Here is a 25,044-nt window from a genome sequence, read left to right as displayed (position 1 = left end):
TGAACAGTCAGAATCGGGCATTTAGTCCCACCACCCCTTCAAGTCTAACCATACAAGCGGGCAAGCCCGCGAAGGGCCGCAGAGCGGCCCCAACATCTCAGCTGGGCACTTCAGCCTCCGCCGCAGGCGGCTCTTCCCGGGGCTTCACCTCAGGGTTATCCACCTTGCGCAGCCGTTTCAGCTCCGGCAGGCCCAGCTTCAGCAAGCGCGCGGTCTTGCCACTGGCCACTTTCTCCAGCCCCTGCTCGGCCGGAAGCCGCGATAGCTGCCCGGCCAGGTTCATCGCCAGGATCTCCCGCGAATACACGCCACCGCCAAGCTGGTAGATCGCCGCGATCAACTCGCGCAATGCCAGCGGCAAGCGCCAGCGCGTGCGTAGCGCCGAACCGAACGCCGCACCAAACTCATCCAGCGATTGCTGCACGTTGCGTTCGTCCAGCTCGCCCCCGGCCAACCGCCACTCTTGCAGGCAGCGCAACACCGCCAGGTCGCCCAGGCAATGCAGCAACCCCGCGCAATAGCAGCGCCCTTCGTCCAGCTCGAGCATGCGCGCCAAGGTACGGCCATATTCGGCCGTATGCAGGGAAAGGTCCCAGTAGCCGGCTGCGTGCTGCGCCAGCAACGGGTCGCTGAGCCGTGCACTGCGCTTGAGGGTCATGCCCAGAATCAGGTTCATGCTCTGGGTACTGCCAAGCTTGTTCAGGGCCTGCAGCAACGTTTGCACCGGTGCTTCACGGTGCAGCGCGGCGCTGTTGGCAGCCGCGATCAACACGGCGGTAACCTGAGGGTCGCTACGCACTTCCTCTTCGAGCACCTTCAGGTTCAGGCCCTGAGGGTTGAGCGCCCGCTTTATCGCCACCTGCACATCGGCCAACAGCGGCCCGCCATCGGCGGTAGCACGGCGCTGCTCCAGGTATGCGGGTAGGCTGGCACCTGCCTGCAAGGCCGGCACCGGGCAGGCGATTTCTTCGCCAACGGCCACCAACAACTCTTCCAGGCGCTTGCGCAGGTTGTCCAGGTTCAGTGGTTTGCTCAGGTAGGCGGTGGGGTGCAGGGGCAACACCTCGTGCACACTGGCGCTGTCGCTGCGGTTGCTCATGAGGATGAACGGCAACCCCGGCCCTTTGGCGCGCACCTTGCGCAACAGGTCCAGGCCATCGACACCGGCCAGCTCGCGGGCGGCGATAATCAGGTCTGGCTTGCTGGACAGTGCGCTGAGTGCCTGCGCACCATCGGCGCATACCTGCAGGCGGGCATCGCAGCGCACGCTGAGCAGCATCTCGCTGAGCATGTCACGCACCCAAGGGTCGCCTTCGACAATCAGTACGCTGGGTGGGGTGGGGTCTACAGCGCTCATCGCCAACTACTCCTGAATAGCCTGACACACATTCCGTCGCAGCTTCCAAAGCAAATCCTCCGCTAACCATAGCGCCCCATGGCTTTTCTGGGCACAAAAAAAACCCGCCGAAGCGGGTTTTTTCAGAAGCACATCACATCAAGCGAGTTCAGCGAAGCACTCTTCGATGATGGCCAGGCCTTTGTCCAGCAGTGCGTCTTCGGCAGTCAGCGGTACCAGGATACGCAGAACGTTGCCGTAGGTGCCGCAGGACAGCAGGATCAGACCCTTGTCGCGTGCCTTGGCAACAACCTGGCCAACAGCAGCAGCGTTCGGGGTGTGAGTGCCTTTCTCGAAGACTTCAACAGCAATCATCGAGCCCAGACCACGGACGTCGCCGATGATCGGGTACTTCTTCTGGATTTCGCGCAGGCCAGTGGTCAGGCGCTCACCTACAGCCTTGCTGCGGTCCAGCAGTTTTTCTTCTTCGAACACTTCGATCACAGCCAGGGCCGCAGCGCACGCGATCGGCGAACCGGCGTAGGTGCCGCCCAGGCCGCCCGGCGCGATGGCGTCCATGTACTCGGCCTTGCCGCACACACCGGCCAGCGGGAAGCCGCCAGCGATGGATTTGGCGAAGGTGGTCAGGTCAGGCGCAACGCCCATCTGTTCCATGGCGAAGAAGGTACCGGTACGGCCAGCGCCAGTCTGTACTTCGTCGGCGATCAGCAGGATGCCGTGCTGGTCGCACAGGGCGCGCAGGCGCTTCATCAGCTCTTTCGGCGCTGGCAGGAAGCCGCCTTCGCCTTGTACTGGCTCGAGGATGATCGCAGCGATGTCTTTAGGCTCGGCGTCGTTCTTGAAGATACGCTCGACCGAAGCGATTGCTTCGTCAACGCTCACACCGTGCAGCTCGTTCGGGAACAGCGCACGGAACACGCCGCCTGGCATCAGGCCCATGCCAGCGGAGTACGGAACGACCTTGCCGGTCAGGCCCAGGGTCATCATGGTACGGCCGTGGTAAGCGCCGGTGAAGGCGATGACGCCAGCACGGCCAGTGGCGGCACGGGCGATCTTGACGGCGTTTTCAACGGCTTCGGAGCCGGTGGTGACCAGCAGGGTCTTCTTGTCGAAGTCACCTGGTACCAGCTTGTTGATCTTTTCGCACAGCTCTACGTAGGGTTCGTAGGCCAGCACCTGGAAGCAGGTGTGGCTGACTTTGGTCAGCTGCTCTTGCACGGCTGCAACCACTTTCGGGTGCAGGTGGCCGGTGTTCAGTACTGCGATGCCGCCGGCGAAGTCGATCAGTTCGCGGCCTTCAACGTCGATCACGGTCGAGTTCTTCGCGGTGTCGACGAAGATCGGGTGGATCTGGCCAACGCCACGTGGGACGGCAGCTACACGACGTTGCATCAAGGATTCGTTGGTCTTGCTCATAATGCCCTCATTGCGCCGACAGGAATGGCGCTTTTATTCGGGGGTGGCTGGGAGTGCTCGCGCACAGTATTCGTTGATCGACTGCCGTAAACGCCCTGGCCACCAGGTACTGCGATGTAAAAAAGGCCAGCGAGACGTCGCTCTCGCGCCCCGCTGGCAGAGGTAAAGCCTTTACCGTGCTATCAGACGCTGATGCACAGGTATTTGATTTCGAGGTAGTCCTCGATACCGTATTTGGAACCTTCGCGGCCTAGGCCCGAAGCCTTGATGCCACCGAACGGTGCCACTTCGTTGGAAATCAGGCCGGTGTTGATACCCACCATGCCGTATTCCAGGGCTTCGGCAACACGGAACACACGGCTCATGTCGCGGGCGTAGAAGTACGAAGCCAGGCCGAACTCGGTGTCGTTGGACATGGCGATGACTTCGGCTTCGTCTTTGAAGCGGAACAGCGGCGCCAGTGGGCCGAAGGTTTCTTCCTTGGCGACAGCAGCAGTCTTCGGTACGTCAACCAGGATGGTCGGCTCGAAGAAGTTGCCTTCGATCAGCTTGCCACCGGACAGCACCTTGGCGCCTTTGGAGACGGCGTCTTCGATGTGTTCCTGAACCTTGGCGACAGCTTTACCGTCGATCAGCGGGCCAGTGGTGGTGCCGTCTTCCAGGCCGTTACCGATCTTCAGCTTGGCAACTGCAGCGGCCAGCTTCTGGGCGAACGCGTCGTAGACACCGTCCTGCACGTAGATACGGTTGGCACAGACGCAGGTCTGGCCATTGTTACGGTACTTGGAGATGATCGCGCCCTCGACCGCCTTGTCCAGGTCGGCGTCGTCGAACACGATGAACGGGGCGTTGCCACCCAGCTCCAGGGAAACCTTCTTGATGTCCTTGGCGCATTCCTGCATCAGCTGGCGACCGATTTCAGTCGAACCGGTGAAGGACAGCTTGCGTACCAGGGAGTTGCCGGTCAGTTCGCCGCCAACTTCGCCAGCGCTGCCGGTAACGACGCTCAGCACGCCAGCCGGGATACCGGCACGGTGTGCCAGCTCGACCAGGGCCAGGGCGGAGTAAGGGGTTTGCGATGCAGGCTTGAGCACCATGGTGCAGCCAGCGGCCAGGGCCGGGCCGGCTTTACGGGTGATCATGGCAGCCGGGAAGTTCCACGGGGTAATGGCCGCGGTAACGCCGATTGGCTGCTTGATGACGATCAGGCGCTTGTCTGGCTGGTGGCCCGGGATGGTGTCACCGTAGACACGCTTGGCTTCTTCGGCGAACCACTCGATGAACGAGGCGGCGTAGGCGATTTCGCCCTTGGCTTCGGCCAGTGGCTTGCCTTGTTCGGTGGTCATCAGGCGAGCCAGGTCGTCCTGGTTCTCGATCATCAGTTCGAACCAGCGACGCAGCTTGGCCGAACGCTCTTTGGCGGTCAGTGCACGCCAGGCCGGCAGGGCCTTGTCGGCGGCTTCGATGGCGCGGCGAGTTTCCGCGGTGCCCATCTTCGGCACGGTACCGATGACTTCACCGGTGGCCGGGTTGGTCACCTTGATGGTCTGGCCGTTGTCCGCATCCAGCCACTCACCATTGATATAGGCTTGCTGGCGGAACAACTGAGCGTCTTTGAGCTGCATGTCGGCTTCCCGAATTGTTGATTGTTGAAAAGCGCCCAAGGCAGGGCATCGAGCGTTTGAAATCTCAAACGAATGCTAAGCGGCTGCTGGGGTGTTGGACAATAGGCTGTTCGAAAAAAAGAACGAATGGTTGAACAGCCGGGCGGAAATTTCATCTTTTGGGTAGTGGCAACCGTCCTCTTCGCGGGCACGCCCGCTCCCACAGGTACTGCACCGAATTCGAGACCGATGGGGTACCTGTGGGAGCGGGCGCGCCCGCGAAAGGGCCAGTACAGGTTAGACGAATGAACTGAAAGAAATGTGAAGGGAGGACCGACGGCCCTCCCAAAGGGGATGGATCAGAATGCCTTGGCCAGGTCGATCACCAGTGCCCGGTAGCCGACACTGCCCGGCTGCCGGCTGTGCACCTTCAGCTCCACCAGCACCTCCTGGGTCCCGCGGCGCACCTCGTTGAGCACGGTGGTGGTCAGTTTCTCGGGGGTGAGGAAGTTCACCGAAGCCGAGTAAATGAACTGGGTGTCGGTCTCTGGCCGGTAGGCCACCACCGAGGTCACCGGGCTGTACCACTCGTCGCCGCGCTCCTTGCCATACTCCCATACCTGCTCGACCGTGCCCTTGGCTTCGTCGATGCGGTACTCCACCGCCCGGCTGTAGTTGCCGGCAAGCTTGGTCGGCGCAAAGTCGCGCCCCCAGCCGTTGTCGAACACGGTCAGCGTGCCTTTGCCAGTCAGCCAGGCGGTGTGCTGGGTCCACGACCAGTCGAAGTTTTCGCTCGCAACCGGCGTCAGCACTTTGTCGCGCAGGCGCTCTGGCCAGCCTTGGGGCGAGGCAAGAATCCACTTCACCTGCTTGTCACGACCAATCTTCACCACGCCCTGATGTCGTGCTGAAACGATGATGCTGTCGCCATCTGCGTCGTAATCGATGGCATTGACGTTTGCCCAGTTGCGCCCGGTACCCACCCCGGGGGTGTCACCAAACGGCAGGTTACCCTCGGCCAGCTCGTTGGCCAGGCGGTCGTCCTGCTTCTGCACCCCTTCGGGCAACTGGATCGCCGCCTTGCCGAGGGTTTCCAGCAAATCGCCGCGGTACGGGTCGAGGATCTGGTTGAGGTCCCAGAAGTCCAGAACATCCCCAGCTTCGCTGACCTCGATGATGTGGTCGCGAATCGAACGCACACGCTTGCCGTCGGGGCGGCGGTAGTCGCTGGTGCCCACCCGCAGCAGGTAGGTGCCGTTCGCGGTTTCGCGGATTTCGTGGGAAAAGTCGGCGAATTTGTCGGGCAGGCTGCGCTGCCAGATGCGCCGGCCCAACAGGTCGTACTTGGAGTAGGTCTGGCCCTGGCCCCAGATCAGCTTGCCGTCGCGGGTCTGCTGGAAGCCCATGGTGCCGCCCAGGCCGTCGCGGCGGTTGGAGTCGTGGATCTGCTCAATGTCCAGGTACCAGCGCACATCGCCATTGCTGTCGGCAATCCAGTTGTTGCCCACCTGGTCCCATTCCGCTGCGCCACCCAGGGCATTCCACTTGAAGGCGCGCCCCCCCGGGATGTCACCTTGCAGGTGGTTGAACAGGTACAGGCGCTTTTCAAAGCCTGGCGCCACCTTGACCGGCTGCACTTCCGGCAACGCGGCGGTCTGCCTGGCCACCACCGGCAGGCGCACGGCCGGGGCGTAGATCTGGTACTGCTCGCGAATGCGCTCGCCGTCGAGCTTGTAGGTCACCTCGACCTGGTTGACGTAGTCCGGGTACAGCCCGAATACCGGGATGCCGCCGTAGGTCCACAACGAACGGTCAGACACGTCATAGACAATGTCCACACCGCGCTCGCCACGCCCCTGCACACGCACATGCGCATCACTCAGGCTGCGCCCACCGTCGCGGATGATCGCGGTCAGCGGCGCAAGGCGGTACGGGTTGACCACTACGTCCCCGAGCAGCGCTTGGTCGCGCTCCGGGACTTTCGCAGTAAGGCAGGCGCCTTCAGGCAGTGCAGGGGTTTCGGTCTTGGCATTCATGGCAAAGCTCCTTGTGCTCAGAAGTCGTAACGGGCGGTGGCGCCGAAGGTGCGCGGGGTGCCGAGCACGCCGGCATAGCCACCGTTGGCGGAGTTCCACAGGCTGGTGAAGTAGGTTTTGTCGCCGGCGTTTTTCACCCACAGCGACAGGTCGACCACGCCATCGCCCTGGTCCAGGCGCACACCGGCGGAAAGGTTGACCAGCGCATAGCTGGGGATCTGGCCGAAATCGGAATCGTCGATGGTGCCCACGGCCTTCGAGCGGAAGGCGTAGCTGGCAGTGACGTAGGGCTCGACGTGCTGGATGGCCTGCCACTTGTACTGGGTGTTGAGGTTGGCAATGTACTTGGAGGCGCCGACCACCTGGTGGCCGGACAGGTCGCAGGTGGCGGTGGCATTGGCCAGGCTCACCTCAGGCGGGCATGGGGCATCCTTGTACTCGGTGTAACGCACGTCGTTCCAAGAGCCGTTGAAGTTGACCGTGAGGCCACGGATCGGCAGCGCCGTGGCTTCAAACTCCAGGCCACGCGAGCGCACGCTGCCGGCGTTGGCCAGGTACTGCACGCGGTTGATCTGGTCGTAGACGTTGGCCTGGTAGCCGTGTACTTCGGCCCAGAACAGGTTGCTGTTGAGTTGCAGGCGGCCGTCGAACAGGGTGCTTTTCAGGCCCAGTTCGGCGTTGTTGACCCGCTCGGTTCCCACCAGCAGCGAATCGGTGCCCAGCCGTGGTGCAGCGCCGACGGTAAGGTTGACGCCACCCGACTTCTCGCCGTGGGTCAGGGTGGCGTAGCCCAGCAGTTGTTCGTTGAAGCGGTAGCTCAGCCCCAACAGGCCGGAAGGGCTGAAGCTGTACTGGTTGAGGTCGCCCGAATCGTAGGCACCTATCCGGGCCTGGCGCGCAGTGGCAGCGGCCCCGGTTACTGCAGCACCACCTTCAGGCGCATCGCGGGTCACCCACGCGCTCTTCTCTTCATAGGTACCGCGGATGCCAGCGGTGAAGTCCAGGCGGTCGGTGACATGCCAGGTGCCCTGGGCGAACAGCGCATAGCTGTCGGTATCGATGTGCCCGTCGCCGATGGTGTTGACGTTGTTCAGCGCACCGGCCGGGGTGAGGTTCCAGACATCCGCCTGCGGCCCGTAGTAAGTGAAGGATTTGTTGTCCAGGTCCTGCTTGAAGTAATAGGCACCCAGCACGTAGTCGAAGGCGCCACCGGTAGGCGAAGCCAGGCGGATTTCCTGCGAGTACTGCTTGTCGCGTACCGATACCCCGGCGCTGTAGAACACCGGCACGTCCAGGCCATCGTCGTTGCGCGGGGTAAAGTCCCACCAGCGGTAGGCGGTGATCGAGGTCAGGGTGAAGTCGTTGGGCAAGGTCCAGTTGGCTTCCACCGAGGAGCCGCCCTGGAACACCGTCACCTGCTGGTCGGCGTCGAAATTGACCTTGCGGTCCTTGCCCGACACCAACGTCGCGCCCGCCTGGGCGGCCAGGCTTTCGTAGCGGTTGACGCCATTGATGGTGGGGCCGGTGCTGTAGAGGCTGAGGATGCCGTTATTGGAGTCTTCTTCGTTGTATTCGCCAATCCAGCGCAGGTTGAAGGTGTCGCTGGGCTTGAACAGCAGCTGGGTGCGAAAGCCCTGGCGCTTGCCGCCGTTGAGGTCGTCACCGTTGTGGATGTTCTTCACATAGCCGTCGTCTTCGGTGCGGTAAGCACTAATGCGTCCGGCCAAGGTCTCGCTGATCGGCCCCGAAAAGCTGCCCTGGGTTTGCAGATAACCGTCTTCGCCAATCGACTGCTGGATGCTGCCTTCGCGGTGGAAGGTGGGCTTGCGCGTGTTGATGTTGAGCACGCCGGCCGTGGTGTTCTTGCCGAACAGCGTGCCCTGCGGGCCGCGCAACACTTCCAGCTGCTCCACATCCAGCAGGTCGAAAACCGCCATGCCCGGGCGGCCGAGGTAGACGTTGTCCAGGTAGATGCCGACGCTGCCTTCCAGGCCATCGCTGGCCGGGTTGTTGCCCAGGCCACGGATCGAGATGCTCGACTGGCGTGCATGCACGTAGGCGACGTTGGTGCTGGGCACCAGCTGTTGCAAATCCTGCACGCGGTAGATGCGCTGGGTTTCCAGGGTTTCGCTGTCGAGCACGCTGATGGGCGTGGGCACGCTTTGCGCGGTTTCTTCGCGGCGGCGGGCATTGACGGTGACGGTGCCGAGCTTGGCTTCCTGCTCTACCGCCGGGGTGGCGCTGACCGGCTCTTCGGCGAAGCTGCCAGATGACACCGCCAGCAACACGCCGGCGGCCAAGGGTTGCAAGGTGAAACGCGACGCGCGCGCAGGCCAACTGGAAAGTCCGGACATGCAAATGCTCCTTGAGGCGTGGGCCCTGGCGAGCATTTCCGTTGGCGGAACCGAATCGCGATCAGTCGGGCTTATATTCTTTTAAGTAATATAAATATTTGCAATTCATATTTAGTGGAATAAGTGACAACCTTTATAAGGGGACTCACCCTTGTCAGCAATTGCATTTGACCGAAGGTTTTAATGTAAAAAATGCATATCGATCTGCGTCAGTTGCGTCACTACATCGCCCTTGTCGAGCACCGCAGTTTCGTGGCCGCTGCGGCGGCCGTGAACCTGTCGCAATCGGCCTTCAGCCGCAGCATCCAGACCCTGGAGCACAACATCGGCTGCCGGCTGGTGGACCGCGCGAGCAAAGAGCTGGCGCCGACTCGCCAGGGCTTGCTGGTGCTGGAGCATTCGCGGCGGCTGGTGCACGGGGCGCACAATCTGGTCAACGAAATCCACCAGTTCAATGGCGCCACCACCGGGGTGGTACGCTTCGGCTCCGGCCCTGCGCCAGCCGGCGGCCTTGTGCCGCGCGCGGTGGCCCGCTTCGTGGCCGAGTACCCGGCGGCGCGCACCTGCTTTCAGGTGGACAACTGGCAGGCGCTGAACCGCAAGCTGGTGGCCGAGGAGATCGAGTTCTTTGTTGCCGACACCCGCCAGTTCGAGTCCGACCCGGACTACCAGGTGCACAAGCTGACGCCACAGCGCTGGCACTTCTGCTGCCGCGCCGGGCACCCGCTGACCGAGCAGGAGGCCGTGCAGGCGCGCGACCTGTTCGACTACCCGATGGCCACCACCTTCCGCCCGCCGAACATCCGCAAGATCCTCAGCGACCTCAGCGGGCGGCAAGACTTCCTGCCGGCGGTAGAGTGCGAGCACGGGTATGCGCTACTGAATGTGGTGATGCACTCGGACACCATCGGCATTGCCTGCAATGCCAACTTGCGGCCGTATCAACGCGAGGGCGGGTTGGTGCAGTTGAAGCTGGCAGACCTGACGCCCGAGCAGGAAGAGGCGTGCCATACCCGCTATGGAGTGGTGAGCCGGGTGGGGTATGGTTTGTCGCCGTTGGCGCAGGGGCTGGTCAGGCAGTTGATTGCCTGTGATACCGGGTTGTGACGGGCGGGGGCTTCGCCCCCGAATCGCCGGCAAGCCAGCTCCCACAAGATCACCGCTGCCTTCTGCCCTGTGAGTTACCTGTGAGGTACCTGTGGGAGCTGGCTTGCCGGCGAAAGGGCCGCAAAGCGGCCCCGGCAATATCAGCCTTTACGCGTAGTCCGGCTCAGTTGCCCATTCACACCCACCGGCACCTCCCCCGCCAATGTCACACGCCGCACCACACGCGGCTGGGTGCCGTAATCATCCACCGCATAATGCTGCGTCGCGCGGTTATCCCAGATCGCCACGTCTCCCGCCTGCCAGCGCCAGCGCACGGTGTTTTCCAGGCGCGTCACATGCCCTTGCAGCACAGCGAACAGGTGCTGCGAATCCGCCAGCGAATACCCCTTGATGCGCTTCACGAAATGCCCCAGTTGCAGCGCCCGCTCACCACTGATCGGGTGCACACGCACTACCGGGTGCTCGGTCTCGTAAACGGTCGATGTGAACACCTTGCGATAACGCTCCAGCTTGGCCGGGTCGACATCCGGCTTGATGCTGGCGTAGTCGTATTCGTTGCTGTGCACCGCCCACAGCTTGTCGGCCAGCTCGCGCAGCGGCTCGGGCAGTTCCTGATAAGCCGCGGCGGTGTTGGCCCAGACGGTGTCGCCACCCGAAGCCGGCGCTACCACGCTGCGCAGTATCGAAGCCTTGGGGTAGGCGTCGACGAAGGTCACGTCGGTGTGCCAGGAGTTGGCCCGCTGGCCTTCGGCGCCATCAAGTTGCAGCAGGTAGCTGGTGCCATCCACCACCGGTACGGTGGGGTGGGCGACCGGCTCGCCGAGCAGTTTGGCAAAGCCTTCCTGGCTCTGGTCATCCAGGTGGGTCTGGTCGCGGAAGAAGATCACCTTGTGCTGTACCAGTGCAGCCTGGATAGCCTCGATGGTGGCTGCATCGAGGTCGGCGGACAGTTGCACACCGCGGATTTCGGCGCCGATACGGCCGGCAACCGGGTGAATGTCGAGTTCGAGAGGCTGTGGCGCGGTGGCCAGGGCGGCATTGCTCATGGTCGTGGTCCTTGCGGTCATTGTCGGGTTTTTGAAGGTTTATCGGGCGGCCTGCACGGCCTGTTCCTGTTTCAGCGCAGCATCGAGGAAGCGCGGTTCGATCCAGTCGGCTACCTGGAAGCCGCGGCGGATCAGGCGTTCCTTGGCCGCCAGGTCTACGCCCTGCTGCAGCTGGCCGACGAAGCCAGCGTCCAGGCGTGGGTCGAAGTAGTGGGCGAGGTCTTCCTTGGCCAGGTCATCGCTGAGGATGCTGCGCGGCCAGTTGGCGTTGCTGGCCACCAGGTCGATGTAGGCCGCGCGGTTGTGTTCATCCCGCACCCAGGTACTGGCCTGCTCCTGGGCATTGACCAGGCGCTGGACCAGCTCGGGGTACTTGCGAATGAAATCGCCGGTGCCCAGTAGCACCGCCTGGGTGCTGCCGGCGCCTTCGAGATCCCGCGAGTTGACCGGCAGTTCGACCAGCCCGCGCTCACGTAGCGACAGCAGGTTGGACAGCCCCCAGGTGGCGTCAATCTGCTTGGCGGCCAGTGCGGCATTGGCGGCGTTGAAGTCCAGGTTGATGACTTTCAGCTCGCGCTCGGTCAGCCCTTGGCTTGCCAGAGCGCTGGCGAACGACATCTGGTTGGCCGTGCCGCGGAACACCGCCACGCGCTTGCCCTTGAGGTCATGCAGGGTCTTGATGCCAGAGCCGGGCACCACGCCCAGGTAGCTTTTGACCCCACGCACGCCTGCCGACAGCACGCGGGTGTCCAGGCCATTGGCCTTGCCGACGATCGCGGCCAGGTCGCCCAGGTAGGCGAAGTCGGCTTGGCCGTTGGCCAGTGCCTCATTCACCACGGGCCCGGCGCCTTTGAAAAAATGCCAGTCGATGCGGATGCCGTCCTTGGCAAATTCCTTCTCCAGCAGCTGCTGGTCACGCAGCACATCGACCACGCCACCGGCGCTGGGCTTGCTGCCGGCGCTAAGGTCCGGCACGGCGATGCGAATGCTGTCTGGCTTGGCGGGTTCAGCCGCGTGGGCACCGAGGCTGAAGGCCAGCCCAAGGGCGGTGATCAGGTGGCGCAATGGGGTTTTCATGGCAAGGCTCCTTGGCAGGCTGCCACCGGCGAAGGCCGGCGCTTTGGCCAGAAGCTAGGCAGGTCTGGTTAGAACCTACAAAGATCAAAACTTCATTTTTTAGTAACTGAAAGACATAAACCAAGCGGCATGCGGGCCTGCGGGGAGCTTGCGGAAAACGCATGGAAAATATGAGGAAAACGCAACGGCGAGGGGCTTCCGTATGCAGGGAACGCATGCTCTTATCTCTTGAAATTCACTTAATTGTTTTTTTAATTCCATAAGTGAATAACCTAACAACGCTTCGAGAGATGGCCGATGAATGGAGTTCTGAGCAGGAATCGGGGGGGGCCGCTACGCGACCCATTCGCGGCGCAAGGCCGCTCCTACAGGGGTCGCATCTTCTCTGGGGAGCGGGTGCTACCCTGGTTGCTGCCTGTGCTGATTGCGCTGCTGTGGATTGTTGCGAGTCGGCAGCACTGGATGAGCGAGCAGATCCTGCCGGCACCGGCGCTGGTGTGGCAGAGCGCGCTGGAGTTTGGTTCCGGGGAGCTGTGGGGGCACCTGTGGATAAGCCTGCAACGGTTGCTCTGGGGGCTGGCGGCGGGCATTGCCAGCGGCTTGCTGCTGGGGGTTTGGCTCGGTGCTTCGCGCCGGGCGCAGACGCTGGTACTGCCGACCTTCGTAGCGCTGGCCCAGATCCCTACCCTGGCCTGGATTCCGTTGTTCATGTTGTTCTTCGGCATCGGCGAGTTGCTCAAGCTGGTGGTGCTGGTAAAAGCCGTGGTGGTGCCGGTTACCTTGCACACGTTGGTGGGTGTGCGCGATGCCCAGCCAAAACTGCGTGAGGCCGCTGCGGCGCTGCGCCTGCCCCGGCACCTGCTCTTCCTGCGCCTGTTACTGCCGGCCGCCCTGCCGGCCTTCCTCACCGGCGTGCGCCTGGCGCTGGCCACCGGTTGGACCTCGCTGCTGGCGGTCGAGTTGCTGGCCTCCAGCGAGGGGATCGGTTACCTGATGGTGTGGGGCCGCCAACTGTTCATGCTCGACCTGGTGATGCTGTGCATTCTGGTGATCGGCCTGGTCGGCGCCGTGCTGGAGCGCAGCTTCTCAGCCCTGGAAAAACGCCTGCTGTACTGGCCGCAACCAGCCACTGGCGAGCAGCAGCGCGGGCCTGTGCCCCGCGGCTGGCAAAGCCTGTTGCTGCCCCTGGGGCTATTGGCGCTGTGGCAGGCCAGTAACAGCTTTGGCTGGGTTGACCCGAACATCCTCACCTCGCCACTTGAGGTACTGCGCACGCTGTTGGTCGGCCTGGCCGATGGGTCGTTGCCGCAGGCCTTGTTGCTGAGCCTGGAACGTACCCTGAGCGGCCTGCTGCTGGGCGGCGCCGCAGGCTTGCTGGCCGGATTGCTGCTGGGGCTTTCCAGTGCGGCCGAACGCGTCTTCGGGCCAAGCCTGTCGGCCTTGCGCCAAGTGGCGCTGTTCGCCTGGGTGCCTTTGCTCACTGCGTGGTTCGGCCTGGGTGAAGGGGCCAAGCTTGTGTTCGTTGGCCTGGCCGCATTCTTCCCGCTGCTGATCGCTACCCAGCGCGGTATCGCCAGCCTCTCGCCGCAACTGGGCGAAGCGGCCCGCACCCTGCGCCTGAACCTGTGGCAACGCCTGCGCCTGCTGGTACTGCCCGGCGCGGCCCCGGCGATTTTCGCCGGCCTGCGCCTGTCGCTGATCTACGCCTGGCTGGGCACCATCGGCGCCGAATACTTCATGCCGTCGGACGGCGGCATCGCCAGCCTGATGATCGGCGCCCAGCAACTGTTCCGCATGGACCAGGTGATGGCCGCCATGGTCCTGATCGGCCTGGTCGGCGCCCTGCTCGGCACCCTTGGACAACGCCTCGAATCGCGCGCCACGCGCTGGAGAACCGCATGAACGCATTCAACACCTCGCACCTGCAGGCGGCCAACCAGCCCGACACCACCCCGCCGCTGGTTAGCTTCGAGGGGGTCGGCAAGGTGTTCAGCGTGGACGGCCAGCCGCTGGAGGCTATCCGCAACTTCAACCTGTCGATCAACGAGGGCGAGTTCATTGCCATCGTCGGGGCTTCCGGTTGCGGCAAGTCCACCCTGCTACGCCTGTTGGTGGGGCTGGATACCGAATACAGCGGCAGCATCCGCGTCGATGGCCGCGCCGTCAGCGGCATTGGTGGCGAACGCGGCATCGTGTTCCAGGAGCACCGGCTGTTTCCGTGGTTGAACGTGGAACAGAACATTGCCCTGGGGCTGGTCAACGAGTCGCTGACCCAGGGTGAACGTGCCCGGCGTGTGCATGAATTCGTGCAACTGGTGGGGCTGGTCGGCTTCGAGTCGGCTTATCCGCACCAGCTGTCGGGCGGCATGGCGCAGCGCGTGGCCATTGCCCGTGGCCTTGTAGCCAGCCCGCGTATCCTGCTGCTAGACGAGCCGTTCGGCGCCCTGGATGCCCTGACCCGCCAGCAACTGCAGGACGAGCTGCTGGCCATTCGCGAACGGGCAGGTATCACAACCTTGCTGGTGACCCACGATGCCGAGGAGGCGACGTACCTGGCAGATCGGGTTGTGGTGCTGGAGCCACGTCCGGGCAGGATCAAATCGGTGGTCGAGATAGACCTGCCGCATCCCCGATTGCGCACCGGTGTTGCACTGCATGGGCTGCGCGAGAAGGTGCTGCACCAGATCACGGGGGATGGCGGCTACCTGCCACCGCCGGTGCGACGGGTCGAAGGGCTAAGGCCGGAGCTGATTGCATTGTGAATGACCGGCGACAATTTCAGTGCTGACCAGGTCACGCAAGTAAGCCCAGGGGTAGATCCCGCGCTCATGCCCATCGCTGAACACCAGCTGCACCCCATACCCTTGTGACTCGATTTGCACCACGCGCACATCGTCGCGCACCAGGCTGATCGCACCCGACAGCCGCGCCGCACGGCATTGTGAGCAAGGGCAGGCACCACGCAACCGGGTATGGCTGAGGCTGTGCTCGCAGTCTTCCCATTGCAGTACCAACTGCCCTGGCCCGCGCAGGTTGCGAATGGCTTGCGGGGCGTTCATCGGGCAGCCCCGCGCAGTTGCGCCAGGGCAATCCGCACCGCCTTGCGCACCTCGGGGTCGCTGTCGGCCTCGGCGGCCTGCAGCACCGGCAAGGCACGCGCCTGGCCCAGCTCGCCCAGCGCCAGCGCCGCCTCCTTGCGCAGGTTGGCGATGCCATGGCCAAGCAAGCCGCCAAGCGCGTCCAGTGCAGCGGCATAGCGCAGCCGACCCAGTGAGCGCGCTGCCCGCAGGCGGACCTGCCAGAAGTCATCAGCAAGGGCATCCACCAACGCCGGGCCTGCTTGGTCCTGACCGACTTTGCCTAACGTGGTGGCGGCTTCCTCGCGCACTTGCCAGGCCTGGTCAGTCAATGCCGCCACCAACGCAGGCAACACCGAGTTGTCGCGGGCAAGGCCCAGCGCGCCGATGGCCGCGCGGCGCACCTCGGTGTCCGGCTCGGCCTCGGCGAGCGCTGCCAGCGCCAGCAACGCCGGCTGGTGCTTGAGCCAGCCAAGAATGCCCACTGCCTCACGCCGCACGGCGGCGTCGTCATCGGCCAGCGCCAGCAGCGCAGGGTCGGCGGCATCCTCCAGGCGCAGCTCGCGCAAGGCTCGCAGGGCACTGGCGCGGACGAAGGCATCGGCGTGTTTGACCCATGGCAGGATCAGCTGGCCGGCCTCAAGGCTCTTGAGTTCGCTGAGGCTCTGTGCAGCTGCCAGGCGTACAGGCTCGGCGGCATCGGCCAGCGCAGCGCACAGGGCTTGCACAACTTCGGGTTCTTCCCAGGCCTCAAGCAGGCGCGCGGCCTCGGCACGCACCTCGTCGGCGGCGTCCACCAGCAGGGCATCGGTGAGCTAAGGCAAGCCATCCGGGTCTTCCAGGTCGGCCAGCTCGATCAGGGCGATGCGGCGCACGCCAGCGTCTGTGGCATCAAGACGGGGCAACAGGGCAACAATGTCGGGGTTGTCGGTCGTTCGGTCAGTCATAGCGCGATCCGTAGCGGTGGGTGGTCAGTGTCCGGCAGGCCCAGCGGGGTCAGGCGCGGCAGTTCGCGGCCTTCCTCGTGGCGCAGCAACGCCAGGCAGTGACGCTTGAGGTGAGTGAATTCAGGGCTGGTCAGCAGGCTGGCGCGGCGCGGGCGCGCAAAGTCCAGGCGCAGGTCTTCGATGAAGCGACCGGGGCGCGGGCTCATCACCAGGATGCGATCGGCGAGGAACAGCGCTTCGTCGATATCGTGGGTGACGAAGACTACGGTGGTTCGGATGCTGGCCCAGATATCCAGCAACAGCTCCTGCATCCGAGCACGGGTTTGCGCGTCCAGTGCGCCGAAAGGTTCGTCCATCAGCAAGAGCCGTGGGCGGTTGATCAGCACCCTGGCAATTTCGGCCCGCTGCTGCATACCGCCGGACAGCTGGTTGGGCCAGCGCCCGGCAAAGTCGGCCAGCCCCACCAGTTGCAGCATTTCGCGAGCCTGCCGGTGACGTTCGGCGCGGCCCAGGCCCTGCATCTTCAGGCCGAAGGCCACGTTGTCGAGCACGCTACGCCAGGGCAGCAAGGTGTGGTGCTGGAACACCATGCCACGCTGCGGTGACGGCCCGGCAACGGGCTGGCTGTCCACGTTCAGCTGGCCGCTGCTGGGCACCAGGTGGCCGGCCAGGGCGCCGAGCAACGTCGACTTGCCACAACCGGAGGGGCCGAGGATGCAAACGAACTCGCCCGGCTCCACGGCAAAGTCCAGCCGCTGCACCGCCTCGAACGCTTCGCTGCCGTGCCCCAGGCGAATCGACAGGCCACGACCATCGATACGCCCCTGCGCCTGTTGATAACTGTTCATCAACTGGCCCTCCGCGTGCGGTACCACGGCGTGGCCAACGCCCCCAGGCGCTTGACCAGGGCGCTGCTGCCCATGCCCAGCACGCCGATCAGCAGCATGCCGACAATGATGTCCGGGTAGTTTTGCAAGGTGTAGGACTCCCAGGTGTAGTAGCCGATGCCGAACTGCCCGGAAATCATCTCGGCAGTGACCAGGCAGAACCATGACGTACCCATGCCGATGGCAAGGCCCGTGACGATGCTCGGCAACGCCCCAGGCAACACCACTTCGCGCAGGATCGCCCAGCGCCCGGCACCGAGGCTGCGCGCCGATGCCACCAGGCGCGGGTCGACGGCCTCGACGCCATGCACGGTGTTGAGCAGGATGGGGAACAACGCACCGGTGAAGGTGATGAACACCATCGACAGTTCCGACGACGGGAACATCAGGATTGCCAGCGGGATCCACGCCACCGCCGGAATCGGCCGCAGCACCTCCAGCGGCGGCAGCAGGGTATCTTCAGCCCATTTCAAGCGGCCGATCAGCAACCCCAGGGCCACGCCAACCAGTGCCGCAGTGGCATAACCGGCAAATACCCGCGACAGGCTGCTGCCCAGGTGCGCCAGCAGGGTGCTGGAGGTCAGCAACTGCCAGGCAGCGTCCAGCACCGCCCTGGGTGTGGGGACATAGGTGAACGTCAGCAAACCAAGGTCCAGTTTCACGTTTGCCGCCACCTGCCAGAACAGCAGGCAGGCCAGCAGCGACGCCAGGCGCAGCGGCCAGCGCTTGAGGTTGCGGGTCATGTCGGTGCCTCCCGGTCAGCGCTGGGCGACCAGCTTCTGGTTGGCGCTGACGAAGTCCAGCGCCTCGCCACCATGGGCCTTGGCATACTGCTCGGCCTGGTCCTTGAGCAGGAACGCCGCCAGTTCGCCTTTTCCGTTGCGCACGAACCAGGCCTGGTTGGCCAGCAACTTGATGCCGCTGTCGGCGGCCTGGGCGTAGATGGCGCGGATGTCCTTGCCCTCCTGCTCCAGCTGGGCCAAGGCACCAAGGGCGGCCTCCGGCGAAGCGTAGTGGCGGACCTTGTCTTCACCGCGCACCCAGATCTGCGCCAGGCGGCTGAAGTCGGTGATCGGTTTGCCGGTCAGCGCGTCATTGGCCTTGAGTGGCAGCGCGTCGTAGTCTTTCAGCGCCTTGTCGTAGTCCAGGCCAGCCTCTTTGAAGGCGGCACGGATGTACTGGTCGTCGATGAACTTGTCGGTGTCCAGGCCACGGTCGGTCTTTTTCAGCAGCTTGAGCGTATCGATGGATGTAGCCACTGCCTGGCGGTATTCAGGCTTCCACGTCAGGTCGCGGGTCTGCAGGCCGAGCGGGCCGTGGAACAGGTAGTTGACCTCGGCTTCGATACCCGTGACCTTCTCGATCAACTCGCTGTACTTCTCAGGCTGCGCAGCGATCAGGCGGTCGGCTTCAAGGCTGGCGCGCAAGTAGGCGGTGACCACTTCCGGGTACTTCTTCGCGTAGTCGGCATCGACCAGGGCACCATGGAAGGTCGGTGCGTTGGCCTGGGCGCCATCGTAGATCTTGCGGGCGAAGCCGCGGTTAGGGAACAACTCGGCGAACGGCACGAAGTCGGCGTGGGCTTCGATGCGGTTGCTGCGCAGGGCGGAGCCGGCGATTTCCGGCGCCTGGGCGATGATTCGCACATCTTTCTGCGGGTCCCAGCCCTGAGCGGCGACGGCGCGCAACAGCATGCCGTGGGCAGTGGAGGCGAACGGCACGGAAATGGTCTTGCCCTTGAGCTCCGCCAGCGACTGCACGCTGGAGGCGGCGGGCACGACGATGCCGTTGCCACTGCCATGCACGCTGCCCGACAGCACACTGATGAACAGGCTGCGCTTGCCGGCATCCAGATGGGCAACGCCGTTGAACGACCCCGGGAAGTCGGCCATGGCGCCGAAGTCGAGCTTGCCGGCGACCATTTCGTTGGTCAGCGGCGCACCGCTGGTGAAGTTCTTCCACTCGACCTGGTAGGTAGCGTCCTTGTACTTGCCGTCGTGCGGCAGGTACTTGTCCAGCAGGCCCAGCTCACGGATCAGCAGGCCACCGGTGGCGCAGTTGATGGTGGTGTCCTGGGTGCCGATGGCGATGCGGATGTTTTCGGCACTGGCGCTCAGGCCAGTGAGCGCCAGCGCGAGGCCGGCCACGGTTGCAACAAGGCGCATGGGTGTTTCCCCTCGAATCGTTATAAGAGTTGGGGTCGTCTCCGCCGCCCGGCTTGGGTGGTGGGAAACGAGGGGCACAGCAGGAGGGCGTCCGGTGGTTCGCCGGATGGCAGGATGAATCAGCGCAGCAGGTACGGGATGTCGACCTTCACCGCACCGGTGGGGCAGTCCTTCTCGCAGGGCATGCAGTACCAGCATTCGTCGAAAGCCATGTAGGCCTTCTGCGTGGCCGGGTTGATCGCCAGCAGGTCCATGGGGCAGACCTCGACACACACGGTGCAGCCTTTTTCGGCGATGCATTTGTCTTCGTCGATGGTGACCGGGGCGCTGCTGCGGAAGAAGATTTCTTGCGGCTGGTAGGCCATTTCACGGAGTCCTTGGGGCCTGTGGCCCTCGTTCTGTTTTTTGCAGAGGCTGATGGCCTCATCGCCGGCAAGCCAGCTCCCACAGGAGGGTGCAGACTTCACCGCCGATGCAGTACCTGTGGGAGCTGGCTTGCCGGCGATTGGGCTGCAAAGCAGCCCCATTCAGGCTGCATCAGCCTTCACTCGCAACCGGTCATAGGCGGTCTGTTCATCGGCATCCAGGGCGATCAGGTAGGGTTCGACGGCCTTCCTGAAACTGGTCATTTCACCGTGCTCGCCCTTTTTCAGGTGGCAATGGCAGAACCACTCGCTATCGTTGCGCTCAGGGAAGTCCACCCGGTGGTGGTACAGGCCCCAGCGGCTTTCCTCGCGGAACAACGAGGCCCGCGCCGCCATCTCGGCGCAATCGCGAATCACCGACACTTCCATCGCACGCATCAGTTCATGAGGGTTGCTGGCCTTCATCTGCTCCAGATCACGCTCGATCTCGGCAAAGCGCGCCAGGCCGATTTGCATCTTCTTGGTCACCTTCGGCGGCTGCAGGTAGTCGTTGACCATGCGCCTGAGCTTGTACTCGACCTGGGCTGGCGGCAGGCCATGCTCACGCTGCAGCGGGGCAAACACCCGCGCGCGCTCGCGCTCGACTTGCTCGGCATCGACCTCGGCGAGTTCGCGCCCGGCCACGTAATGCGCGGCGTTCACACCGGCAAACCAGCCATAGGTAAAGGCGCCGAGCATGTAGTTGTGCGGGACCGCAGCCATGTCGCCAGCGGCATAAAGCCCTTTGACGCTGGTCTCGGCCTTTTCATTGACCCACACCCCCGACGCCGAATGCCCGGAGCAGAAACCGATCTCGGAGATATGCATCTCGACCATGTGCTGGCGGTAGTCGGTGCCACGCCCGGCGTGAAACTGGCCACGGCTGGGGCGCTCGTTGCTGTGCAGGATCTCTTCGATGTTCTGGATGGTCTCTTCGGCCAAGTGGTCCAGTTTGAGGAACACCGGGCCATTGCCGCCTTCGAGCTCCTGGTGGAACTCCCACATCATCTGGCCGCTCCAGTAGTCGCACTCGATGAAGCGCTCGCCCTTGCTGTTGGCGGTGTATCCACCCAGCGGGCCGGTGACGTAGGCACAGGCCGGGCCGTTGTAGTCCTTGATCAGCGGGTTGATCTGGAAGCACTCGAGGTTGGCCAGCTCGGCGCCCGCATGATAGGCCATGGCGTAGCCGTCACCGGCGTTGGTCGGGTTCTCGTAAGTGCCCATCAAATAGCCTGACGAGGGCAGGCCCAGGCGCCCGGCGGCGCCGCAGGCAAGGATTACCGCCTTGGCCCGTACCACCCGAAACTCGCCGCTGCGGCAATCGAAGCCCAGCACACCCGCCGCGGCGCCTTCGCCATCAAGCAGCACACGAGTGCAGACCATGCGGTTGCTGATCTCTACCCGGGCACGCTTGAGCTGGCGGTACAACACCTTCTTGATGTCGTGGCCTTCGGGCATGGGCAGCACGTAGGCGCCCATGTGGTGAACTTTCTTCACCGCGTAGTCGCCGGTTTCGTCCTTCTCGAACTTCACGCCCCAGCGGTCGAGTTGCTCGATGGTTTCAAAGCTGTGGGTTGCGTAGGCATGCACGGTGGCCTGGTTGACGATGCCGTCATTGGCCACGGTGATTTCCTTGGTGTACTGCTCGGGGGTGGCGTGGCCGGGGATGATGGCGTTGTTCAAGCCGTCCATGCCCATACTGATGGCACCGCTGCGCTTGACGTTGGCCTTGTCCAGCAGCAGCACGCGCAGGCTTTTGTCCTGCTCCTTGGCCTTGATCGCCGCCATCGGCCCGGCCGTGCCGCCACCGATGATGATGATGTCGTAGTCCTGGCTCTGGATGCTCATGCCTTGCCCCCTTTCTGGCGATCAATGCGCAGGCGGTACTGGAAGGCATCGCCGCGGTAGTAAAGGTGTTCGAAGTCCAGCGGCGTGCCGTCGGCAGCATGGGTCAGGCGCTCGATGCGCATGATCGGCGAGCCTTCTTCAACATCCAGCGCCTGGGTCAGGTCGCTGTCGGCCAGTACCGCATCGATGGCCAGGTCGGCGTGGCCAAGGGCGATGGCGCAGTCGTTTTCCAGCAGCAGGAAGATGTCGCGGGTGACCAGGTCGGCCTTCTCCAGTTTTTCGCCGACAGCCTTGGGCAGCCAGGTCAGCTCAAGCGACACCGGCTCGCGGTTGATCAGGCGCACCCGGCGGATCTCGGTGACCAGGCTACCCTCCTCGACCTGCAGCCGGGCGGCAACCAATGCGTTGGCCGGCACATGGCGGAAGCTGCGCAGGCGGTTGATCACTTCGTAGCCCATCTGCGTCATCGACTCGCCCAGGCCCTGCAAGGTACTGACGTTCTGGAACGCCTTGGGCTTGGCGACGAACGTGCCTTTGCCGTGGATCTTGAAGATCAGCCCTTCCTTCTGCAGGTCGCCCAGCGCCTGGCGCACGGTGATGCGGCTGACGTCGAAGGCCTTGCCCAGTTCGCTTTCCGAGGGCATGCGGCTGTGCGGTGGATAAGTGCCGTCGAGGATGCGCTCGCGCAGCAGTTCCTTGAGCTGGGTATAGAGCGGTACCGGGGACAGGGGGAGCAGTTCGGCCATGGGATCTCTTCGCTGATCGATGACTTGTTATAACAAGTTGTGACCAGAGGATAGAGGGCATAAGAAGGGTGTGGGAAATATTGATATCGCATATGGATAGATAAATTTGCGCAGGCCGGTGGCCCGCAAAAGCCGCCTGCGCAAAAAGAGGAAAAAGGCCACAGATCAAGGCGATGGACGTCAACGACACAGATGGGTATCATGCGTGCGCGTTGCACTCGTAGCTCAGCTGGATAGAGTACTGCCCTCCGAAGGCAGGGGTCGTGGGTTCGAATCCCGCCGAGTGCGCCATATCAAAAAAAAGCCCTGGGAGATCTCCCGGGGCTTTTTCGTTTATTCCGCGTGCCCTTCTATCAACTGGCCGGCACGCCTGTCACCGTGCAACGCCATGTACCTGGCCAGTTCGCCCAGACGCTTGTCCAGCGCCTGCAGCAGCCTGTCGCGCGTACCGTTCACTTCGTTGGCGTTGAAAATGCCGGGCTCTTTCAAGTAAAGCTGGAACTGCTGGTTGATCTGCCTCGGCGAGAGGGTCACGAAGTTCTGCCCGGCGTTATGGTTGTACAGCGCCACCATCTGCCCCATGTCCTGATTGGCGTTGCGCACAAACGCCATGCTCACATACTGCCCAGGGCGCAGGCGCACACCATTGTTGTTCAGCTGGAAACACGCCTCGGTGCCATTCTCCAGGCGCACCCAGAACTCGTGCTCCTGAACATTGTGCGCAGTGACCTGCATGGTCGATGAGCTGCTACCGGTATGACCCGTGCCCTGCCACATGTGGCCACCGGTGGTGCGGTGCGAGTGGTAGGCGTCCAAGTGCGTCTGGTTGCGCTTTTCGCTTTCCAGCACCTCGCCGTTACGCACGAAAAACATCAACTGCCGCTCAAAATGGTTGAACGGCTCCTCGACGAAATTGACGTCTTCCGGGGTTAGGGTGATGTCATACATGGTGCGGATCATTTCCGCGCGCGCCGCCTTGTCGCGTTTGGCCTGCTCTTGCAGCTGGGCACGACGCTGCTTGGCATCGTCAATCGCCTTCAGGGCCTGGGCCTTGAGCAACGGCGTTTTCTCTTGCGCGTAGCCTGCGGCCTTGTCACTGGCCTCCTTGATCAAGGGCGCGGCTTTCTGCCCGGCCTCCACCGCCAGGTCCTTGGCCTTTTCCAACGCCTGGGCGGCCTTGGCGGCCAGCTCCGGGTTGGCATCGTAGGCCTTTTTCTTCAGGTCATCCCAAAGGCTCATGCTCTTCGTGCTCCATTCGTCGATGATGAGTTGCCGATGCCGTTGATCGGACCAGGCGGAGTGTAACCGGATAAAACGTCCTTTGACGTCAAAAAGCCATCCATATGAATTGACGAAAAAAGCACTTTGCCATTAGTGTGGCTCGGTTTTTCGGTATTGTTTAATGGATACCGAATGGATTCGGCTAATAGACTAGGTAGGTCTACAAGGATGCGCGGAGTATTACTACGCAGCGGTAGAAGTGAGCACTTCACCGCATTGGGCGAGACTGGCCAACCCGTCTATCGCGCTGCTTTGCAGATTCGCGAAGCGATTCGGCGCAAGTACCCGGAGCACCCGGAGCTGATCGAACACCTGGCCATCCCGCAGAGCGATGAGCAGGGCCGCACCATCGATTGGTACAGCGACCGCCCAGGCGATGTAATCCCCTGGAGCAGCGCCACCGAGGAAGAACGCGCGCCAGCACGTGCGCAGCTCGAGGTGTTGCAAACCAAGATCAACGCCCTGAGCAACACCTTGCTTGGCCTGGACGCCAACGGCCAACCCTCGGCAACGGCCAGAAAGGCCGCCGAAGGTGATAACGCGGTGTTCGGCAAGCTGCTGACCTGTGTCGTGCCCTTCCCTGACGAAAACTTCGTCTACCTGGTCGATGGCCGCCCTGTACTGACCTTCTGGGGCTTCATCCATGCCGGTGCCGAGCGCAGCCGACAGCCCCTGCACTGCCTGTATCCGCGCACCGCACCCATCGCCGAACCCGTGGCCACGCCGCCGGTTCCCCCAGCCGCGCCCATTGCGCCGGCAGCAGCAGCGGTAGCGCCAGCCGCTGCCGTCGCGCGCCTGCCATGGTGGCGCAACTGGCGCTGGCTGCTGCCCTTGCTGTTGCTGCTGGCGCTGCTGCTCCTGCTGTTGTTCGGGCTGCGCGGCTGCATCCCTGGGGTAAACCTTTCCGGTCCAGGCATCCCGGACTTTGGCCGCGATACCTCTGCGTCAAACAACTACCAAGCCCAAGTGCCTACACAATCGTCGGGCATTGCTGGCGCTGCGAACGGTGCAACGGGTGTAGCTGGCCCGGACGTGGCGGTGAGCACCGGCAACCCGGCGAGCCTGCCGGGCGGCGCAGCCGATGCAGGCGGTGCCGCGCCACAAGGCGATAGCCAAGCGCCGTCGGACAATGCCGACACCCCTGCGCAGGGCAAGCCAGAAACACCGCCAGCGCCGGAGCAACCGCCAGCGCCAGAGCCAGAGCAAGCATCCGACACACCACCGCCAGGCGGGCCCGAGGCATCAACGCCAGGGAACACGCCCCCTGCGCCACCACAGCTGGCCGATGAGCAAGCGCAAACCAGCGCTCAGCCGCCGCAACCTGATGACTTGAGCATTCCGCCAGATGCGGCCGACGGCAACGCGGACTTCCTCAACGGCAACTGGGCGGGTGCAGGCATTCAAGAAGCCGGCACTGGCAAACCCCTGCGCCTGAAGTACGACTTCCAGAACGGCAAGGGCCAGGCCACGGTCACCCGCCCGGACAACGTGCAGTGCCATGCGCCGGTTGCCGCAGCCATGCAAGGCGGCCTGTTGTCGATCAACAGTTCCGGCCAGGCCGCCTGCGCCGATGGCAGCAGCTATGACCTGCCGCAAGTGGGTTGCAAAGCCAACGCCAACGGCGCTGCCGATTGCAACGCCAACTACGGTGCCAAAGGCTTCGACATTCAAATGAAAAAAGCCGGCTAATCA

At 63.4% G+C, this 25,044-nt stretch carries 19 protein-coding genes, 1 tRNA gene and 1 pseudogene; 5 read left to right on the top strand and 16 right to left on the bottom strand.

From position 1 onward, the window contains the following. Positions 1-97: 97 nt before the first annotated feature. The 5 genes from WF331_RS23665 to WF331_RS23645 form a co-directional block, all read right to left on the bottom strand. Positions 98-1,357: a response regulator gene (locus WF331_RS23665; protein ID WP_016497526.1), complete on the bottom strand. Its 1,260-nt coding sequence runs from the start codon at positions 1,355-1,357 to the stop codon at positions 98-100. 138 nt (positions 1,358-1,495) lie between these two features. Then, entirely contained in the window at positions 1,496-2,773 is a 1,278-nt protein-coding gene (gene gabT / locus WF331_RS23660) for a 4-aminobutyrate--2-oxoglutarate transaminase (RefSeq protein ID WP_016497525.1), read from the bottom strand. 182 nt (positions 2,774-2,955) lie between these two features. Next, a complete protein-coding gene (gene gabD, locus WF331_RS23655) occupies positions 2,956-4,398 on the bottom strand; it encodes an NADP-dependent succinate-semialdehyde dehydrogenase (protein WP_016484375.1) in 1,443 nt (480 codons plus the stop codon). 338 nt (positions 4,399-4,736) lie between these two features. Further along, positions 4,737-6,413, bottom strand: a complete 1,677-nt coding sequence (locus WF331_RS23650; protein ID WP_340623351.1) for an aryl-sulfate sulfotransferase — start codon at positions 6,411-6,413, stop codon at positions 4,737-4,739. Between the two features lie 17 nt (positions 6,414-6,430). Beyond that, on the bottom strand, positions 6,431-8,767 hold the full coding sequence (locus WF331_RS23645) for a TonB-dependent receptor (protein ID WP_340623350.1): 2,337 nt from the start codon (positions 8,765-8,767) through the stop codon (positions 6,431-6,433). A 192-nt stretch (positions 8,768-8,959) separates the two neighbouring features. Between WF331_RS23645 and WF331_RS23640 the strand changes: the two genes are divergently transcribed. Further along, entirely contained in the window at positions 8,960-9,874 is a 915-nt protein-coding gene (locus WF331_RS23640) for a LysR family transcriptional regulator (RefSeq protein ID WP_016497522.1), read from the top strand. A gap of 140 nt (positions 9,875-10,014) precedes the next feature. On the opposite strand, the gene WF331_RS23635 is transcribed toward WF331_RS23640, so the two are convergent. Both WF331_RS23635 and WF331_RS23630 read right to left on the bottom strand, forming a co-directional pair. Next, positions 10,015-10,920, bottom strand: a complete 906-nt coding sequence (locus tag WF331_RS23635) for a TauD/TfdA dioxygenase family protein (protein WP_016497521.1) — start codon at positions 10,918-10,920, stop codon at positions 10,015-10,017. 39 nt (positions 10,921-10,959) lie between these two features. Further along, positions 10,960-11,997 (bottom strand): ABC transporter substrate-binding protein, encoded by a 1,038-nt coding sequence (locus tag WF331_RS23630; protein WP_340623349.1) that lies wholly within the window; start codon positions 11,995-11,997, stop codon positions 10,960-10,962. A 297-nt stretch (positions 11,998-12,294) separates the two neighbouring features. On the opposite strand from WF331_RS23630, the gene WF331_RS23625 reads away from it, so the two are divergent. Both WF331_RS23625 and WF331_RS23620 read left to right on the top strand, forming a co-directional pair. Continuing rightward, positions 12,295-13,899, top strand: a complete 1,605-nt coding sequence (locus WF331_RS23625; RefSeq protein ID WP_340623348.1) for an ABC transporter permease — start codon at positions 12,295-12,297, stop codon at positions 13,897-13,899. Further along, complete coding sequence (locus tag WF331_RS23620; RefSeq protein ID WP_132842747.1) at positions 13,896-14,759, top strand: ABC transporter ATP-binding protein; 864 nt, start codon at positions 13,896-13,898, stop codon at positions 14,757-14,759. The genes WF331_RS23625 and WF331_RS23620 overlap by 4 nt, the downstream gene beginning before the upstream one ends. On the opposite strand, the gene WF331_RS23615 is transcribed toward WF331_RS23620, so the two are convergent. The 8 genes and pseudogenes from WF331_RS23615 to WF331_RS23580 all read right to left on the bottom strand — a co-directional run bounded on the left by WF331_RS23615 (position 14,733) and on the right by WF331_RS23580 (position 22,071). Then, on the bottom strand, positions 14,733-15,056 hold the full coding sequence (locus WF331_RS23615) for a DUF971 domain-containing protein (RefSeq protein ID WP_016497517.1): 324 nt from the start codon (positions 15,054-15,056) through the stop codon (positions 14,733-14,735). The two genes, WF331_RS23620 and WF331_RS23615, sit on opposite strands and share 27 nt — an antisense overlap. Next, a pseudogene (locus WF331_RS23610) lies at positions 15,053-16,021 on the bottom strand (HEAT repeat domain-containing protein). Before WF331_RS23610 ends, WF331_RS23615 begins: the two are co-directional and overlap by 4 nt. Further along, complete coding sequence (locus WF331_RS23605) at positions 16,018-16,869, bottom strand: ABC transporter ATP-binding protein (RefSeq protein ID WP_084966500.1); 852 nt, start codon at positions 16,867-16,869, stop codon at positions 16,018-16,020. The pseudogene WF331_RS23610 and the gene WF331_RS23605 overlap by 4 nt, the downstream one beginning before the upstream one ends. Next, complete coding sequence (locus tag WF331_RS23600) at positions 16,869-17,651, bottom strand: ABC transporter permease (protein ID WP_016497514.1); 783 nt, start codon at positions 17,649-17,651, stop codon at positions 16,869-16,871. The genes WF331_RS23605 and WF331_RS23600 overlap by 1 nt, the downstream gene beginning before the upstream one ends. Before the next feature lie 15 nt (positions 17,652-17,666). Continuing rightward, positions 17,667-19,073, bottom strand: a complete 1,407-nt coding sequence (locus WF331_RS23595; protein ID WP_340623347.1) for an ABC transporter substrate-binding protein — start codon at positions 19,071-19,073, stop codon at positions 17,667-17,669. 119 nt (positions 19,074-19,192) lie between these two features. Beyond that, positions 19,193-19,438, bottom strand: a complete 246-nt coding sequence (locus WF331_RS23590; protein WP_008096634.1) for a 4Fe-4S dicluster domain-containing protein — start codon at positions 19,436-19,438, stop codon at positions 19,193-19,195. A gap of 162 nt (positions 19,439-19,600) precedes the next feature. Continuing rightward, positions 19,601-21,325: a fumarate reductase/succinate dehydrogenase flavoprotein subunit gene (locus WF331_RS23585; RefSeq protein WP_340623346.1), complete on the bottom strand. Its 1,725-nt coding sequence runs from the start codon at positions 21,323-21,325 to the stop codon at positions 19,601-19,603. Beyond that, positions 21,322-22,071, bottom strand: a complete 750-nt coding sequence (locus WF331_RS23580; protein ID WP_016497511.1) for a GntR family transcriptional regulator — start codon at positions 22,069-22,071, stop codon at positions 21,322-21,324. The genes WF331_RS23585 and WF331_RS23580 overlap by 4 nt, the downstream gene beginning before the upstream one ends. A gap of 214 nt (positions 22,072-22,285) precedes the next feature. Between WF331_RS23580 and WF331_RS23575 the strand changes: the two genes are divergently transcribed. Then, positions 22,286-22,362 (top strand) — tRNA-Arg (locus WF331_RS23575). A gap of 42 nt (positions 22,363-22,404) precedes the next feature. On the opposite strand, the gene WF331_RS23570 is transcribed toward WF331_RS23575, so the two are convergent. After that, on the bottom strand, positions 22,405-23,310 hold the full coding sequence (locus WF331_RS23570) for a hypothetical protein (RefSeq protein WP_229610021.1): 906 nt from the start codon (positions 23,308-23,310) through the stop codon (positions 22,405-22,407). Between the two features lie 210 nt (positions 23,311-23,520). On the opposite strand from WF331_RS23570, the gene WF331_RS23565 reads away from it, so the two are divergent. Next, entirely contained in the window at positions 23,521-25,041 is a 1,521-nt protein-coding gene (locus WF331_RS23565; RefSeq protein ID WP_340623345.1) for an SrfA family protein, read from the top strand. The last annotated feature ends 3 nt before the right edge of the window (positions 25,042-25,044 follow it).

The sequence above is a fragment of the Pseudomonas sp. YNh genome (assembly GCF_037993085.1).
GTDB lineage: Bacteria > Pseudomonadota > Gammaproteobacteria > Pseudomonadales > Pseudomonadaceae > Aquipseudomonas > Aquipseudomonas putida.
Note: the sequence above shows the minus strand (reverse complement) of the source record. Positions and strands in the feature narration are given on the sequence as shown.